Source organism: Larkinella fluvii, from assembly GCF_051857545.1.
In the GTDB taxonomy this organism is placed as follows: Bacteria; Bacteroidota; Bacteroidia; order Cytophagales; family Spirosomataceae; genus Larkinella.
Genome location: NZ_JBPZHB010000005.1, coordinates 1 through 17,788, shown reverse-complemented (window position 1 = coordinate 17,788; position 17,788 = coordinate 1). Strand labels below are relative to the sequence as shown.

Sequence of the window (17,788 nt, the reverse complement as noted above, 5' to 3'; positions counted from 1 at the left end):
GGGGCAGGGTTACTTCCTGAACAATCACCACAATCTGACCCCATGAACAACCAGGATTCTGCACTGCCGAAAACCGACGAAGAAATCCACCGGGACGCCATTGGCCTGGAAATGAAACCCGAACTGGTGAACCCCGCCGATTCGCCCCGGGAAGACGAGACCGATACGCTCGAACCCGACGATGACGATACGGAACCCGGAACCGGCGTGTCGATTGGACAGGCCGGTTCCAAGGCCTTACCGGTGTAAAAGCACCCGGCCGCTCAGCGTTTTCTGATCGGTTTTGAGGTGAATAAAATGCATGCCGACTGCGTTTTGACTGAGGTCGACGGTTTCTTCCTGGGGCTGCCCGGTTCCCAACACGTCCTGCTGGTGCAGCGTTCGGCCGTATAAGTCCGTCACACTCAGCCGGGCTTTTTCATTTTCGGCCAGATGGAAGCGGGCCGTTACCCGTCCGGTGGTGGGGTTGGGCGTCAGGGACAATCCCGAAAGCGATTCGCTGTCGGCTCCCGCTCCAATCCGTTGGCCGGGAGCACAGTTGATGGTTTTGGGCGACCAGATCAGAATGTAACTGCCGCCCTGAACCCGACCCCAGATGGTGCGGGTCTGGTTGTTTTTCAGGTTCTGCGGTACGGTAAACGCGTAGCCGTGAATGCCATTTCCCTTCCCGGCATTTTTTAAATCCTGCCGGAAGATATCGGCCGAAACCGTCCCGGCAACCTGCGCCGTTGCGACCGTACTGCCTTCCAGAAAATCAATCGTAACGACGGCATTGGGCCGATCCCGGTTCCAGATCCAGCCGGAGATCGTCGAGCAGTTGACCACATCCAGATACCCTTCGAAGTTGCCGGTAACCGGAACCGGATTGACGGTTAATGTTACGGTAAGACTGGTTTTGGCATTTTTGTTATCCGTCGCCGAGTAGGTCAGCGTGTGGGTGCCGGTGGCATTGGGAGTACCACTCAGGACGCGGGTGCCGGGATTGAAACCGAGCCAGGTCGGCAAACCCGTCACGGCGTAGGACAACGACCCATTTTCGGGATCGGAGAAAGCCGCCAGCGTCGTCGTGAAAGCCTGCCCAATCGTGGCCGTCAAGGCTGCGATAGAGGGGGCTACCGGAGCACGGTTGGCTGGCGCTGCATTGCTAACCGTCATCCGAACCGTCATCGGAACGGTCACGGTGCCGTCATTGGCCGAATACGTCAGACTGAAAGAACCGGCCTGCGTTGGCGTTCCGTTCAGGACGCGGGTCGAGGCATTGAACGCAAGGCCGGGAATCGTTCCTGCAACACTGTAGGTCAGCGGGTTGTTGTCGGCGTCGGTAAAGGGAGCCAGCGTGGTGGTGAATCCTTGTCCCACCGTGGACGCCAGCGCCGTGATGGAAGGGGCGACGGGGGGCTGGTTGGTTGGGGGAGGGGGCGTGGTGGTGCTTTCACAGGTCAACGATTTGGGTGACAGCCGCAACACATAGGCCGAGCCTTCCACCCGCGCCCAGATTTTGTGGGTCTGATTGTCTTTCAGACTTAGAGGAACCGTGAAAACATACCCGTGATTCCCGTTGCCTTTTCCGGCATTTTTTAAATCCTGCCGAAAGGTTTCCGCCACCATTTTGTCAACGAACCGGGCGGTTTCGAGCGTCGGACCGTCCAGAAATTCGACTGTAAGCGGCAGATTGGGTCTGTCCCGGTGCCATACCCAGCCCGAAAAAATATCGCAGTTGACCGTCGATAGATAGCCGTCGTAGCCCGCCAGACTCAACGCAGGAGCGGTCGCCGTATTCGAAACCGTCACTGTCACCTCGACTTGTTCATCCAGATTTTGGGCGTCCGTTGCGGTATAGATCAGGCTAAACGTCCCGGCCGAGGTGGGCGTACCGCTCAAAACGCGGGTGGAAGCATTGAATCCCAAACCCGGTACAGTTCCCGACAGGGCATACGTCAATGCGCCGTTTTCGGGGTCTGTAAACGGGGCCAGCGTAGTGGTATACAGTTGCCCGATTGTGGCCGAAACCGAAATGGGCGATGGGGCCACCGGCGGCTGATTCACGACTGGCGGACTAGCGACAACCACGTTGAGCGTTGTCGCGACCGATGCGGTTCCGTCGTTGGCGGCATACGTTAGACTGAACGTGCCGCTGGTGGTTGGCGTGCCGCTCAACACGCGGGTGGTCGCATTGAATCCCAGACCCGGCACCGAACCTGTCAGGCTGTAGGTCAGCGGGTCGCTGTCAGCGTCGGTAAAAGGAGCCAGCGTGGTTGAAAACGATTGCCCGTTGGTTAGTTCCAGCGAAGCGATCGCGGGCGCAACCGGGGGCATGTTAGCGGGCGGGGGTGTTTCCGTGCCTTCACACGTCAAGGTTTTGGGCGACCATTTCAGGGTATAGATACCTTCGGCCCGGCCCCAGATCGTGTGTGTTTGGTTATCTTTCAAACGCTCCGGAACCTTGAACCGGTACCCGTGTGCGCCGTTGCCTTTTCCCGCATTTTTCAAATCCTGCCGGAAATAATCGGCTACGACCGTTCCTATGAGACTGGCGGTTTCCACCGTCGGCCCTTCCAGAAATTCGATCGTTACCGCATAATTGGGCCGGTCCCGGTTCCAGGCCCAGCCCGTAATGCTGTCGCAGCGGACTTTATCCAGATAACCGTCGTAGACATTCAGGTTGTTATGAATCACGATCGACATCGTGGCCGTGGTAGAAGCTCCTTCCGTGTCGGTCGCTTCGATCACCAGGGGATACGTCCCCGCCGTGGTGGGCGTTCCACTCAACAGCCGTGTCGTGGGGTTGAAGTTCAGACCGGCAATGGTGCCGCTGAGGGCGTGGGTCACCGTGCCGCCTTCAGGATCGGTAAACGCCGGAACCGTGTAGGTATACGATTTGCTGACGATGCCGGAAGGCGGGCTAAAGCCAGGTGCCACGGGTGGCCGGTTTTCATAATTGCCGGGGGAAGACAGGAAATCATACGAGCCGGAGCCCACCTGAAACAGGGCGCGACCCTCTTCCATTCGCAGGAATGTAACCCCCGTAGCGTTTTCGGCCGGTTGGTTGCCCTCCCGAACCGACGCCAGATTGTCGGCGGGAATTGAAACCAGAGCCGTTGTATTGCCGGGTACGGTTATTTTCCAGCGGAATTGCTGATTCGTAACGGTCCAGTCACTGGCAATGGTGCCGTAAGCGGAAGCGAACGTTGAATTGACCCGGTTTAGATCGCCCGATGGAACAGGGCGCATTACGATGGATTTGAAGCCGGCTTCCCCGGATTTGATGCCCGCCAGGTTTTCATACATCCAGATGGGTAAATCGCCCAACAGCATGACGTGGTTGCCCGAATTCATGAAAGCCGGTGCCTTGTTGCCGTTCCACAATTCCCAGGTTGTTGTGGCACCGTTTTGCACCATATAGCCCCAGCTTGGATAACCGGTATTGGTTGCCAGCCGCATCGCCAGATCCGCGCGCCCGTTGGCCGTCAGGGTTCGCATCAGCCACTGGGTTCCGACGACACCGGTACTGATGTGACCGTTGAATCGCCCTTCGATGACCGCCGTAATCTGATTGAAAACCGCCGACCGCAGCTCGTCGGGAACCAGCCCGCAGGCCAGCGCCACGAGGTTGGCCGTCACGGTGTTGTTGTCGTATTGATTCGTGAGGGGATTCAGGAATTTCTGGTTGAAAGCCGTCCGAACCAGGGCCGCCCGGCTGCTGAAGGCCGCGCGGTCGGCTTCGTTGCCGGTCATCACTGCAAACCGCTCCATTTGTTTCAGTACGTAAAAATAATAGGCGGTATTCATCAATGTTCCGTCCGTTCTGCGGGTGGGGTCTTCCGTTTTGGTCAGATACATCGACTCCGGCGGCAAGGCCCAGTCGCCGTATTCATCCGCCTGCTGAATGTAATTGGTGCTGTATTTTTCGAGATACGTAACCCAGCGTTTCATCGACGCATAGTGCTTCCGAATCGGTTCATCGTCGCCAAATTGCTCATACAACATGTTGGCGACTAGGACATAGGCCGAAGGCCAGGTTACACTGGGGGTTGCGTATTTCCAGTAGCTGGGCACAATGTCCGGAATACCGCCGTCCGGTTTCTGCGCACTCTCGATGTCGTCCAGCCACTTGGCATACAGACTCTGGTTGCCATACATGAAGCTTTCGCCGGTCGAAACCGTCGCCCGGTCACCGAGCCAGCCCTGCCGTTCGTCGCGCTGCGGACAGTCGGTCGGAATGCCCCGGTAGTTGCCCCGAACCGACCAGAGGGCATTGCTGTAAATCCGGTTCAGCAGGTCGTTCGAGGTGGTCAGCGTTCCGGTCTGAGGCAGGTCGTCGTGTACCACCCGGCCCTCCAGCGATTGTGCCGTTGGCGTGCCGGGGTAGCCGCTCACTTCGACGTAGCGAAAACCGTGGTACGTAAACCGGGGCTCCCAGATTTCTTCGTCCCCGCCTTTCAGCGTATAAATATCCTTCGCTTCGGCTGTCCGCAGATTGTCGACCATGAGGGTGCCATCGCTTTTGATGTTTTCGGCAAACCGCAGCGTTACCTGCGTTCCGCGGGTGCCCTGCACCTTCAGCCGGGCCCAGCCCACCATGTTCTGCCCCAAGTCGAAAACGTATTTTCCCGGTTCGGGTTGCTGAACCGCAACCGGCGTCAGGGTTTGAATCACGCGGATGGGCGGATTGATTTGCGATTCGAGCCGACTGGCCGGAGCGTTGACGGTTGCCGCCGTCAGCCAGTTGTTTGCATTGTAACCTGTTTGATCCCAGCCGGTTAATTCACGGGTGGCGTCGTATTCTTCACCGTCAAATTCGTTGTTGGCCCGGATGGGGCCATCGGCGGTCACTTTCCAGGTGTTATCGCTCACGATTGTTTCGGTTGTACCGTCGGTATACGTCACCTCGATCTGTAGCCGCAGCTTCGGATAACCGTAGTGGGTCGTTGCCGGCACCTTGGGTTGTCCGACCCGCATAGCAAAATAGCGGCCGTTGCCAAGCGTGACCCCGAACGCATTATCACCCGATTGCAGGTAGGTCGTGACGTCCAGTGTGTTATACAAAACCCGTTTGTCGTATTCCGTTGGCCCCGGTGCCAGCACGGCATCGCCCACTTTTCGGCCGTTCAGCGAGAGTTCGTACAGCCCCACGCCACTGATGTAGGCCGTGGCCTGTTTGATGGGTTTGGAAAGCGTAGCCTGTTTTCGGAAATAGCGGGCCGACAGCCGGGTGTTGACGGCTTTGGGCGCATCCCACTCAAAAGCCTGCTCCAGGCCGATCCACTGCGCCGTCCAGTCGGCGGTTTGCAGCAGGCCCATCGACCACCGCGCCGGAGAACTCCAGTTGGACTCGACGCCATCTTTGCTCCGGATTTTAACCTTCCAGAAACAGTTCTGGCGACTGCTCAGCGTCTGGCCCGCGTAGGCAACCCACTGCGATCGGTCGCTGGTTACCAGGCCGGAATTCCACAAATCACCCTCGTTCCGGTTGAGTTTTTCCAGCGTCGACGCGACCAGAATCTGGTATTTGTCCTGCTTCAGATTTCGTTGATTGCTGGTCAGAATCCAGCTCAGTCGGGGAGACGAGCCGGTGATGCCTTCGGGATCGGTCAGGTTTTCGGTGTGGAGATCGGAGATTGTGATGCTCCGCTGCGCCAGGGCGGGAAACGACAGGCAGAGTACTAGTCCGTAAAGAATCCAATTCATAGACTTCCGTTTAAATTCGTAAGATGGTGATGCATTCGGTTCGTACAATTCTCCCACCGGGGTGGGACCCGGCACGCAAGGGGCCGGATTTTGAAATATTAACCAGACAAATACTTATTGTTTATTCTTTATTTATATAAGTTACATCAATAGTTATTCCAAAAATTATCAGACAAATGGATTTACCTGAATTTCACGCATCTATCCACTTGGATCGGGTTTTATAGCTTGAAAAGTAGTATTTTTCAGAGAAAATAAGGGGATTAATTTAGGCAATGATACGTTAAATGAACGAATAAACGTTTCTTCGGTTGACTAAATTATCAGACGGTAAAAATCCGTACTTTTTGGGCGTTTTGGGGCTTATTTTGAATCTAGGCAGTTATTACTTACCTTCCAATCGATAGAAGCGGTTTTTCCGCCGGGGACAATTCGTTCAGAACCGGGAACTTGCCGGGTCGATGCGGGTTGACCAATCGCTTCTCGCTACGCATTTGTAACCACCGAGATGGATACCCTGCTTTTTTGTTTTGCCAACGACCGGGATCATCCGCTGCCGTCTCTGCGGGATGAAGACGACGGCATCGACCGGCTGCTGGATTTACGGAGTAGCAAAGGCCACTTTCAAAAAGTGCGGGAGTCGTTTGCGACCACCAGTTCGGTGGCCGATAAATTGGTCACCTACCAGAACACGCTGAGTCTGTTTCATTTCAGCGGTCATGCCGGCAGCACGGTTTTGCAACTCGAAGACACCGTGGCGCGGGGCGTGGGCATTGCCCAGTTGCTCGGCCGTTGCCCCAACCTCAGGCTGGTTTTCCTGAACGGCTGCTCCACGCTCCAGCACATCCGGTTGCTGGCGGCCCAGAACGTAAAAGCGGCCATCATTGCCACCAGCACCCCGATTGAAGACAAAGCCGCATCGGCTTTTGCCCTCACTTTCTACCGCGCGCTGGCCAATCAGCATTCGGTGGAAGAAGCGCTGGACAGGGCCCAACTGACCTTGCAGGTCAGCGAAGCGACGACCATTCAGGTGGTTGACCGCGCGATGATTGACCTGTCGGAAGAGGAAGTTACGCGGAACCTCTGGTATTTTCACCGCCCGTCCGACGAAGCCGCCCGCTGGGAGCTACCCACGGCGGCCGAACAAACCGCCGTCGAATACAAGCCGAATACGGTCCTGCGCAATGCCCTGTTCAACGCCCTCAATAAATACGAACCGGGCTTGCGGGACAAGTTCATGCAGGTCAGCAAGCAGTCGCCGGAGTCGCAGATTCTCTGGATCAACGATGCCATTCTGAATCGTCTGCCGTATCCGATTGCCGAACCGCTCCGCCGGTTATTCACGCCCCCGTTTAGCCCGGAAGGCAAGAAGTTGCCGATTCCGAGTACGCGAGAACGGCTGCTGAACTACACGGCCTTGTTCGAATCCGCTTTTGATTTACTGATGATTACCCTGCTGGCTCAGGTGCTCGACCGGCTGATCCGGTATCGGAAAGAAGGAGTGGCGCCACCGATGACGGCGGAAACCACCGCCCTTTTGCAGCGGCTGGTGACGGAAGGCTGGTCGAACCTGGAACCGCACCAACTGGAGCGATCCCTTCAACAATTGAGCCAGTTTCTGGCCGATAGTCAAATCAAACTTTTTGTCCCGGAAATGCAGGACCTCGCCCATCAGTTCGATGAACGGGAGACGTTTTACGAATGCTTTCTCTTTTTCGATGACTTGCGCCGACGGCTGGCGGGCAAGGCCGGGGTCGCCAACATTCCGTCGCTTTGTCAGGTGGGCGAAGATCAACTGGTGGAGTTGTGTAAACGGCTGGGTTTCTGGGCGAACTACCAGCTTGAATCATACAAAAACATTCGGGTCGTGCGGTTTTTTTACCGTCAGGAAGAATACAAACACGAAAAGGCAGTTTTGCGAACCACCCAGAACCCGTACGAAGACAAATCATTTCAGGAGATCAACCTGACCAATCCGTGGGCGTCGCAATCCGTGCTGCTGGTGAAAGTCCGGCGGGAAATCGCCACGGGCGAAACCGAAGTCGCTGATTTTCTGAACCTTTCGCCCCTGCTGATCGACCAGAATGTCTATATCAAAAGCAACGTTTTCGATCCGTATAGTTTTCATTCGTCCCAACCCGGAACGCTGCGGTTCAAGCACATCGCCCGGCCCGAAGATCCGCTGTTAAGCGTGTCGTTCAAGCCCAGCGAGACCGAACTGCTTCAGAAGCAGGATTTTACGACCCTGCGCGAACAGTTCAGTACCGTGCTGGCGCTGCTCTCGTTACCCGATCCGCTGGCGACCGCCGAAAACGAACCGAACCCTTCAAATACCGATACCAACATCGATCTGCTTTCTCTGTCTGACTAAACCATGCCCGCCCACCCGTCCGTAAGCAGTCCGTTTAAATTTCTTGACGCCTACACAGCCGCCGATCAATCCCGGTTTTTTGGCCGGCATGCGGAGCAGAAAAGGCTCGTCGAACTTCTCTTCCGGTCCCGGCTGGTGCTGGTCTACGGGCCTTCGGGCACCGGAAAAACCAGCCTGGTGCAGTGTGGCCTGGCGAAAGCGATTCCGGCTACTGATTACTTTCTGGTGTCCATCCGGCGTCGGGGCGATTTGCGGCAAACGCTGGTGACAATCCTGAGCGGTATGCTGGAAGAAACCGCCCTGACCGATCCGGTGGCCCTCGTGGCGGAATGTATTCGCTATGCGTTGCGTCCGATTTTTCTGGTTTTCGACCAGCTCGAAGAACTCTTCATCAGCGGCACGGCGGAAGAACAGCAGTGGTTTGCCGGTTTTTTGAAAGCGATCGAACATTCATCGATTGCCTGCAAAGTGATTCTGGTCACGCGCGAAGATTTTTTGGCGTTTCTGTATACGTACGAAGACCAACTGCCCGGTTTGTTCGACTTTCGGATGCGGGTGGAGCCGATGAGCGAACGGAATCTGGAAGAAGTAATTGTCGGCACGTTCAGCCAGATTGACGCGGTTCGGCTGGTGGAAGAACCCCGAACGGTTAAACTGATTCTGGAAAACAACCGCAGTTCGGCCAATTCGTTCCAACTCCCTTATCTACAGGTGTATCTGGATCGGCTATGGCGGATGGAAAACGCAAAGGAACCCGAACCGCCGGTCTGGATTACCCCGGCTCTGGTGGAAGAAGTGGGCCGGATCGACGATGTGCTGGAGCTGTTTCTGGCCGAACAGAAGAAATCTGTCACCGATTTGCTGGCCCCGGACGAACAACCCGCCGTGAGTCTGGTGCTGGAAACCTTTGTGACCTACGAAGGCACCCGCCGGGAACACCGTCTGGCATCGCTCGAAGAAGCCACGCGCCTGCCAGTTCCGCTGCTCCTCCGAATTTTGTCCGAACTGGAACGCACGCGACTGGTTCGCCCGGACGAAGGGACCTACGAACTGGCCCACGACAGTCTGGCCAAGGTGATCGACAAGGGGCGTTCGGCCGAACAGCGGCAAATCAACGACATCATCCGGCGGCTGAAAGACGCCTTTCGGGAATACATGGAGAAAAACCAGGCGGAGGATTTGCTGCTTTCTTCGCGCCGGCTCTCTGAAATCCGGCTCTACGAAAAAGCCGTACACGACGAACTGGATCGCAGCCTGGAGAAGCCCGAAAGTGATGCCAAATGGGCGTATATCGAAGCCAGCCGGGCCTTTCAGAAGCGGCTACAGCGCCGGGAACTGGAAGAGCAGCAACGTAAAAATGCCCGGCTGAAACGTACCGTAGCTGTTGTGTCGGTGTTTCTGGCGGTGGCGCTGGCGTCGGTCTGGTTTGCGGTCAATCAGTGGGACAAAACCAACCGCACCCGCATCGTCTTGCAGGCCGAAGGGATGGACCCCGTGCAGGCTTTGGTAACAGTGGCTGGCGCGTATGAGCAGGATCCGAACGAATTGAACCGGAAAGCCCTCTACAACCATTTCTACAACCACCGGCTGTATGCGTCGAAACTGGAACTGGAGGCCATGCCGATCCGGGATGCTGATTTTTCGGAGGATGGCCGGTATGTGCTGACCACCACCGAGAGCAACCTCGTTCACCGCTGGGACCGGAGCCAGAAGGATCTGAAAGTCGATGCGTTAGAAATTCCCGGTGTTTATTTGTCGGTCGAACTGGCTCCCGATAACCGGCGTGTGCTGGCCCTGACCGAGCCGGGGAACGTCTTTCTGGCCGACTTCGGGGATAAAACGCTCAAACCGATCGGCGCGGACTCCACGGTATTTTTTGCTGAATTTTCGAAGGATGGCCAGACGATTTTGACCGTTAACGGCGAAGGGACGGTGACGCTCTGGAGGCAGAATGGCAGCAAGGCCGAGGTGCTGACGGCCCTTCCGCCGATGGCCCTGGCGGCTTATTCGCCGGATGGTTCGATGATCCTGGGTTTTCCGAAACCGAAAGTTGCGCAGGAAAACAAGGAACTGAGCAACCAGATTCTGCTGTGGGACCCGCTGGGAAAACGACTGCTGGATTCGATTCGGTTACCGAATGGGATTTTTTGGGCCGAAACGATTGAAGACGGACGCTTGTTGCTCGTCGGAACCGAGGATGGCCGGGTGTTTCGCTGGGACCGGAAAACCCGACAGATTCGCCCTCTGCAGCAACCCGGCGGGGATTTTCAATTTCCCAATCTCAAACTTTCGCGCGACGGTCATACCCTGGCCGCGGGTGTCGGTCAGGCCATTTACTGGTGGAATTCGGAAGGAAAACTGGTGGATAAGTTGAAAGTGGACCAACTATTGCAGTCGATCGAAATCTCCCCGGATGGCCGGATGATGCTGACTGTTGCCGGGACCGAGGTCGAACTGTGGGATCGGGAGAAGCAATCTAAAGGCGTTTTATCGCATTCAGCGGCCGTTTCGACGGTGGCCTTTGCGCCCGATGGAAAATCGATTCTGACCCGAACGGAAGACGGTAAAGCGTTTCTCTGGAATTGGCAGGATGACCGGTTGCTGGAATTGCCCCACGAGGAGATCGTTCTGGACGTTTCGGTTTCGGCCGATGATCAGACGCTGGTAACCCTAACCTTTGCGGATCAGGTGGTTTTCTGGAACCGGGCTGGTCAGCCGATCGATTCGGTGCTGGCCCCATCCGGAACCGTAAGTGTTTTGGCGTCCGTCGACGCCCGGCACCTGTTGCTCGACATTCCGGACACGAATGCCGTGGTCTGGAACCGCACCCAAAGGCGGATGAAGCCATTGACTGGTGAGTTCGTCACGGCTTCGGCCGACCGGACTACGTTTCTGACGCGCACGAAAACCGGGAAGGGCTATCTATGGAATTTCGAGGGCGAGCGAATCGACAGCCTGCCGATGAATCTAATCGGGCAACTCATTTATTTGTCGGAAAATGGACAGGAAGCGGTGATCCGGTCGCTGCGGTCGACGGGCGGCAAGATGCACGTCTGGAGTCGCAAAGACCGGCGGCTGATGGCGTTGCCGGGTAACCACCTGCAGGCCACGATTTCACCGGATGGAACGTCGGTTTATGCCCTGACCAAAGGCAACAATGACACCCTGTCGGGCTGGAATCAGCAGGGGCAGTCCTTTCTGTCACAATCGCTGCAATCCGGGCGGTTTACCGCCGGGTATGAAATCCGGTCTTTTGCCCTGTCGCCCTCCGGTCAACTGGCGCTGATTACACAGGCGGGTGAAAATCAGGCCTTTTTGTGGAATGTAAAAGCGAAATCGTTCAGTTTGCTGACGCACAGCAAGGAAGTGGAAAACGCCGGATTTTCACCGGACGGGGCCCTCATCGCCACGTTTCAGGGCGACGGCAAATCGTTCTGGTGGGGTACAGACGGGCAGCGGCTACTCGACTGGCGAGGCACCGTGGACCAGTTCAGTTTTTCAAAAAGTGGGGTTCTTTATTCCGCCATTCAGGGGCATCGGGTTTTGGTTTGGCCCGGCCCGAATTTTATCACCGCATGGCTTGACCAGCATATTCCGAAAGCGGAACGGCAGACGATTTTGGCCGGTGCGAAAAAACAATACCGGCTGCAAACCTCGTTTTGGGAGGCCATCTGGCAATCATTCCGGGAGTAAAACCGGTGAGCTTGCTATCTCTCGGGAGCAATCCGGGTAAACGTCTTTCGCTTTGATCGGGTCTAAATTGCCCAATTACACAAAAGTCATTGTATCCGAATGCCTGATTCCGTACCTTAATTCGCAGAAAATCTGTCTATTCCTATGAAACCCTTCGTTGGCCTGGTTTTGATTTGCCTTTGGGTGGCATGTTTGCCAACGCGCGGGCAGTCGGTGGTGGAGCCGCTCGTTCAGTTCAGGAAAGATTCGATTCCGGCGATGGCGTTTAGTGTGACGGGTTCCGGGCGGCATTTCAACCGGTTTTATCCCATTGATGTCGATAACGTCAAACTACGGATCGGCGACACGCTGCAGGTGAAAGTGACCCCCATCAAATCCAACCGCAACCTGATTATTTCCATCCGAAATTGTTACGGAAATTGCACCATCGACGAGCGGGCCACCAGCGGATCGAAGACGACGGCCTACTCCGTTTTATCTGCTAATGTCGACACCCTCAAGGAGTTAACGTTGAAAGTGCCGATCACCCCAACCGTTGCGTTTACCGACAACACCGGCAACAAACTGTCGCTGGATAACGCGGGTCTGAAATTCATTTTCGTTTACATTTCAAACCCGAATATGGCGCTGGCGGAGTATGACCTGGAACTTTCGATTATTCGAAAATCCGAACGGAATAACGAATATCCGCTACCCGCCAAAGTGAAACGGCCAACCATGGCAACCGCCCGCTACCACGCAGTTTTGATTGGTGTCAACGATTACAGCGATGCCCGGATCAAACTCAACCGCCCCCGCAGCGACATCGCCCGGCTGGACAGTGTGTTGCGGCAGAAATACGAGTTTGCGTCGATCACCAACCTGCCCAATGCCACCAAAAAAATGGTGAAAGACACGCTAACGGCGCTATCTTACCGGCTGTTGAGCGATGATAACCTGCTGATTTTCTTTGCGGGACACAGTGTCAGTACCGACGAAAATACCGGTTTCTGGGCGTTGCAGGATACGCAACAAGAAGATTTGGATAGCTATTTGTCGAATGCCGCGCTGGTGTCAATTCTGAACGAAATGCGCACGCAGCACCTGTTGCTGGTGGTCGACGCGTGTTACGGAGCCACGGTGGTGTCGTATCAGGTGATGACCAACCAGAAACTGCAGACCTGGGAGGAAAAGTACACCCAGAAAAGCCGCAAAGCCATGAGTTGCAGCTCGTTAGAAGAAGTGCCCGACAACAGTGTCTTTCTGGATTATTTCATCAAACGGCTGGCCACGAACGGGGAGGAGTATCTGCCATCGGAGGAATTGTTCGACAGCCTGAAAAATGAGGTTCACAACCGAACCCAGATCCGGCAAAAACCGACTTATGGACACATCAAAGGCTCGACGCCGGGAGCGGGGGATTTTATGTTCAAACGCAAACTGCGGTTAGCCGTCAAATCGGAATGAAGCTGCTTTTGCTCATCGGCTTTTTGGGGTGCAGCCTTCCGGTGGTGGGAAGCCGCGTTTGGGCGGATTCCAGCCGGGCCAGGGGCGATACGCTGGAAGTGAGCTACATCAAGGTGTTTTTTATCGACGCCCCCGTGCCCGATTCGAGCCGCAAAGTGACGATCAGCTACAGCCAGAAAAGCATTATTCTGGTGAATGATTACGGTAAACCGGCGATGCTCGAAATCAGCCGGGACATGAAGCAGTGGACGGCTTTTACGATCAGGGCCAACAACGTGAGCATTTACCCCACCAACAGCACCCAGCTTTTTGTCCGGCTGAAAACCGACCCGGTTCGGAGCAATAAATACACCGTCCGCCGGGGATCGCGCTACCGGATTTACCTCGGCTCGGATGGAAAACTGGCGCTCAACCCGGAGGACTAAACCTGCCGTTTTTTTCTCCAATGTCCTTTACGGACGAAAAACCGTGCGAGAGCAGCCCACCCCGGCGGCTGCCACCGAAACCAGCGGAAAATCGGGTTCGGCAAGGAGGTTGATGATGTCTTTTTGGCGAGCGTCATGGTCTCCGAAATCAGTTGCTGAAGTTCAGATTCGGCCAAATAAGCATCGTTGACCTGCAAAGCCGCAACCACCGTATGGGCCAGCTTCAGATCCGAAACCCGGTCGGGGTTGGAGACCTGCCAGATGTACCAGAACGCATCGCTCTCCGGCGTGGGTTGCAACACCCACTTCCGGAAAGTCTCATTCCAGATTAGTTTTTCGATGTTTGGGGCGTATTGCTGTGGCATCAGGGACGGGTTTGCTGTTTGAGACCAAAGACCGGTTGAGAGCGCAGATACCGGTTTTAGTCAACTTTTACTTGAGTGCTATTTGCCGAACGTTAGAACGGCTAATCCACGGCAGAATTTAGAAAAGAAAAAGTCGGCAGACATTCTACCTGTCAAAAGTGACTTTCCCAATCGGGTACCGTCCAAACAGCATTCTCATCATATCGCACAAATCTCTATTTCTACCATCATGAAATTCATTTACAACCGGCTTCCGATCGGTATTGGACGGCTATTGTTGACGGTTATTTTTTACATTTTCATTAGCGCGACCTCTTCCATGGGGCAATATGTTTTAGATACTACTCCGTTGGCGCGCAACGAAGTTCCTTACATCAATGATGCCAGCCCTTCCTTACCGATGCACAACTGGACTAGTTCAAGTGTAGCCGCTATTAGAAGGCACGATGACATCCTGAATCGATACCGACCCACACATGGTTCTGCTTTTTTTATCATAACAGATCCAAGTCTGAACCATTATTGTCTGCTGACTTCAGCGCATGTTTTGGATTATACCGATCTCCCCTGGTCCTTAACCAATGAACTAACGGATCTTGATTTTAACTTTCGAACAACATTTAACAGTGAGGCCAGCGCCCGCACGAATCCTACTCAATACACAATACGTGCTTCCAGACCGCTATCGGTAACTGTAGCTGAAGCGGTTTCCCAAAAGACGTCGAAGGTAGGCGAAGTCAACTGGCAAGATTATGCCATCATTAAAGTTCCGAAAGAGGGGATGATCGGTATTCCATTTTTACAGCATGCCGTTCAATTCCTGGATGAAATTCCCACCTCCCGACTCAATGCTGATCCTTACAAATCGCTCTACGTAATCCATCATGCTAATGCGAAGCCACAGCAGATTTCGACCCGGTCGACCGAGCAATATCAAAATGGAGCTTGGAAGTATCCTCAACAATTTGCAATAAACAGATTCCCCGGATTATATCCGGGTGCTTCAGGGGCACCACTGGTCTTACCCGTTGGCAACAGTGGAGTGCTGGGAACGGCCATCGGTATTTATAATGGAGATGTAAGAATCCCTGTAGATCAGGTCTTTCAGAAATTAAATAAGATCACTCCTTCATTAATCAACAATTGTCTGGGTAAACTTAAAAAAGAGGAATGGGAAAAGGGCAAGATTATTGTTCCGCTCACCGAACAAGCCCGAAAAGCACTTGTGAATACGTCTAATGCGATGAATTCCATGTTAACGACCCTCAGAACGGAGCTTGGTTCTTCTGCTAACCGGATTAAGTCCAATTCACCTGTTCAGCCTACAGAAGTCATTGCCACAGTCGAAACTTGTCTACGACTTGATACATTGCTTACCAAGGATGTGTTTGCTAAAAAATCGGACGAGATTATCAAATCAGACATTGAAAAAGTTGCCTTTCAGAGTGAGGTTTTGGCCCGGCAATTGGAACAGATGACGCTGACGGATTCCTATCCCAATTTTAATCTTCCGGACACCAGGCAAATTTTACTCGATGCCATCAACAGTATTGGTAAATTCGCTTACTTTAATTCCAAGCCTCTGGCCAATGATTACAACTTCGCCATCAAAGAAATAATCAAATCCCTGGGTCCGATCGCTTTTCAGCTCATCAGTTCGGAAGTGTCAGCCTTCACCCAAACGCTGTTGTATTATGCTGCAGAGGACGAATTGGGAAATGGCCGTGGTAAAAGGGATTTGGCTTATCAAACCAACTTCATGCAGGCTCCTGCCGAACTCGACACCTTGCATGACCGGGTAAATCGAGCGGCTCAGCTCATGGGGCAATTGTTGTATTATTACAAAAATGCAGACCGTAAATACGTGGACTTTTACCGGGGTCTAGACTATTAATACCAGGCTCTTCCGAAGCGCTCCAACCGTTATCTACTGAGTGACTATTATCAAGAAGAATACGATTTGGCCGCGTTGGTTCAGAAAGCAATCCAGACCGATTTAGGAGTTATTCTCAGAAATGTGCCCAAACCGTACAACAAAGACGTGCAGCTTTGTTATGATCGGTTGATCCAGTCCAATAATCAGGGTATTGCTGCGCTAAAGGCCTTGCGGGACAAGAATTATCCGCAGAGCTTTTTAACTGTCAAACCCATTACCCCGGATTTTTCTTATTTTGATAAGTATGTAAATACCACTGAAGTAGCGTTGCCTACCTCGATAGATCCATCCCAATTAACCTACGATAACCTAATTTCTGTAGACTTGGATCAAATAAAAAACGAGCCTTTTTATGACCACCTGGGGATTTCATCGGTGACGATTGAAGGGAAGGAAACGGTGCCAGTTAATCAATGGCTTCTAACTGTATCGAAAACGCCGAATTTAAGTTGGTATTCGACCCGGTTTAAAGTGAATGGAATTTTACCTTTGTCCACCATTCAGCATACCTACCACCCTTTTTTTGAAGCTTATCTGAACGCCAATCGTATCTACCTGTCGCGATCGGGGAATTTAAATGCTCAACAAATTTCACCGGCGACTTTCACCTATGTGTTTAACAGTAGCAAGGTGCCCTATCCAGGTGCCCTGATCACGGACGATCAATACCGGTTTGACTACTATACTGAAACTACTACCCAGCTGGCTCCGGAATATAGCCAGTTAGCCGGGTCTCCCAATGAGGCTGTCCAGTTTGAGATGACATCGCCACCGACGCTGCTTTACCTCAAATCCTACGTGGATGTTTGGAAAAAAGAAAGTAGCCTTATAGAGTATGTTACTACAGGACCAGTAGAAACAAGAAGTACCGAGAATGGCCCCTCTCTCTCTTCGGGTAATCCCGCGATTGGCGATAATGTGCTGGCATTGAAAACCTGGGCGTATAATAATGTGAGGCTCAACTATGAAGTCAGACTTGATGAAAAAACTCGGTGGAGTTTTAATCTTGCCATTCATGCACCAGTAGAAGAAGGGAAATACTATACTATTAAGTCCCGCCAAAATCTGCGGTATCTGACCGCCGATGGAACCGGCTTAAATCAGATGGAGCCTCCTCTAAACATCTATTCTTATTGGCAGTTTCTGCTCAATGGCGATGGCAGTTATCGGATAAAATCGGTGCCTTCGAATCGCTATATTGATGTAAATGGTGCTTCAACTGCTGACGACACACCATTGATCCTCTTCAAGCCACTCGATGCCCTAAATCAATCCTGGAAGATTCAAGCTTCACCCAGCGGGGATGGCTGGTCTACATTTACTTCCATGATGGCAACCAAACCGCCCAAACGAATAACGTCGAAAAACAGTATCTTGCGGGCGTTCTCGTATGCCGCCAATAATCAGCTCGATCAGGACTGGCTGATTGAGCCGGTAAAACCTAACGGTGCTCGTGTGACCTCGCAGCTTGCGCAGGTTAAAAGGGTTGAGGAAGGTATTTTACCAACTTTACAACCCAATCCGGCAACCGATCAGGTGCAACTGAACCTGCCATCCGGTTATGAACAGAGCGAAATCAGCATTTCGACCATTAACGGAGCAAGCCTGACTCTACCGATTCAAATCCAGCAGAATAAGCGGTTAATCGATGTGCGGCAATTGCCAACGGGTATGTATCTGCTACGGGTGCAGTCGAAAAATAAACCGCAGCGGGTTATGAAGTTTATGAAGAAATAACTAAGTTAACTTGAACTATGAGATTATTGACCCCGGAGGGGTCTGATGTTAATAGCAAATGCGTATTCTGAGCACTCCAGGCGTGCCGGAGGTACGCGATATAGGCTTAGTTGCGTACCTCCGGCAC

General features: G+C 53.5%; 9 protein-coding genes. 7 read left to right on the top strand and 2 right to left on the bottom strand.

What is annotated here, in order from left to right; translation table 11 throughout:
• Nucleotides 1-42 precede the first annotated feature (42 nt).
• Nucleotides 43-249 carry a hypothetical protein gene (locus tag ACS5NO_RS13530; protein ID WP_439415643.1) on the top strand — a complete coding sequence of 69 codons (207 nt, stop codon included), beginning with the start codon at nucleotides 43-45 and terminating at the stop codon, nucleotides 247-249.
• Here ACS5NO_RS13530 and ACS5NO_RS13525 read toward each other — a convergent pair.
• Entirely contained in the window at nucleotides 238-5,688 is a 5,451-nt protein-coding gene (locus tag ACS5NO_RS13525; protein ID WP_439415642.1) for a family 78 glycoside hydrolase catalytic domain, read from the bottom strand. The genes ACS5NO_RS13530 and ACS5NO_RS13525 overlap by 12 nt on opposite strands.
• Before the next feature lie 508 nt (nucleotides 5,689-6,196).
• Here ACS5NO_RS13525 and ACS5NO_RS13520 point away from each other — a divergent pair.
• From ACS5NO_RS13520 to ACS5NO_RS13505, 4 genes are all read left to right on the top strand, one after another.
• A complete protein-coding gene (locus ACS5NO_RS13520) occupies nucleotides 6,197-8,059 on the top strand; it encodes a CHAT domain-containing protein (RefSeq protein WP_439415641.1) in 1,863 nt (620 codons plus the stop codon).
• Nucleotides 8,060-8,062: 3 nt separating this feature from the next.
• Nucleotides 8,063-11,752, top strand: coding sequence for a WD40 repeat domain-containing protein (locus tag ACS5NO_RS13515; RefSeq protein WP_439415640.1), 3,690 nt, complete (start codon nucleotides 8,063-8,065; stop codon nucleotides 11,750-11,752).
• A 144-nt stretch (nucleotides 11,753-11,896) separates the two neighbouring features.
• Complete coding sequence (locus ACS5NO_RS13510; RefSeq protein WP_439415639.1) at nucleotides 11,897-13,198, top strand: caspase family protein; 1,302 nt, start codon at nucleotides 11,897-11,899, stop codon at nucleotides 13,196-13,198.
• Entirely contained in the window at nucleotides 13,195-13,623 is a 429-nt protein-coding gene (locus ACS5NO_RS13505; protein WP_439415638.1) for a hypothetical protein, read from the top strand. Before ACS5NO_RS13510 ends, ACS5NO_RS13505 begins: the two co-directional genes overlap by 4 nt.
• Here the strand turns inward: ACS5NO_RS13505 and ACS5NO_RS13500 are convergent.
• A complete protein-coding gene (locus tag ACS5NO_RS13500) occupies nucleotides 13,620-13,988 on the bottom strand; it encodes a hypothetical protein (protein WP_439415637.1) in 369 nt (122 codons plus the stop codon). The genes ACS5NO_RS13505 and ACS5NO_RS13500 overlap by 4 nt on opposite strands.
• Before the next feature lie 229 nt (nucleotides 13,989-14,217).
• On the opposite strand from ACS5NO_RS13500, the gene ACS5NO_RS13495 reads away from it, so the two are divergent.
• Entirely contained in the window at nucleotides 14,218-15,882 is a 1,665-nt protein-coding gene (locus ACS5NO_RS13495; protein ID WP_439415636.1) for a hypothetical protein, read from the top strand.
• A 66-nt stretch (nucleotides 15,883-15,948) separates the two neighbouring features.
• Nucleotides 15,949-17,661, top strand: coding sequence for an RICIN domain-containing protein (locus ACS5NO_RS13490; protein WP_439415635.1), 1,713 nt, complete (start codon nucleotides 15,949-15,951; stop codon nucleotides 17,659-17,661).
• The last annotated feature ends 127 nt before the right edge of the window (nucleotides 17,662-17,788 follow it).

Coding starts and splice junctions, on each gene's coding strand:
- ACS5NO_RS13515 (WP_439415640.1), top strand. CDS start 8,063: ATGCCCGCCCACCCGTCCGTAAGCAGTCCGTTTAAATTTCTTGACGCC.
- ACS5NO_RS13495 (WP_439415636.1), top strand. CDS start 14,218: ATGAAATTCATTTACAACCGGCTTCCGATCGGTATTGGACGGCTATTG.
- ACS5NO_RS13500 (WP_439415637.1), bottom strand. CDS start 13,988: ATGCCACAGCAATACGCCCCAAACATCGAAAAACTAATCTGGAATGAG.
- ACS5NO_RS13520 (WP_439415641.1), top strand. CDS start 6,197: ATGGATACCCTGCTTTTTTGTTTTGCCAACGACCGGGATCATCCGCTG.
- ACS5NO_RS13505 (WP_439415638.1), top strand. CDS start 13,195: ATGAAGCTGCTTTTGCTCATCGGCTTTTTGGGGTGCAGCCTTCCGGTG.
- ACS5NO_RS13525 (WP_439415642.1), bottom strand. CDS start 5,688: ATGAATTGGATTCTTTACGGACTAGTACTCTGCCTGTCGTTTCCCGCC.
- ACS5NO_RS13530 (WP_439415643.1), top strand. CDS start 43: ATGAACAACCAGGATTCTGCACTGCCGAAAACCGACGAAGAAATCCAC.
- ACS5NO_RS13510 (WP_439415639.1), top strand. CDS start 11,897: ATGAAACCCTTCGTTGGCCTGGTTTTGATTTGCCTTTGGGTGGCATGT.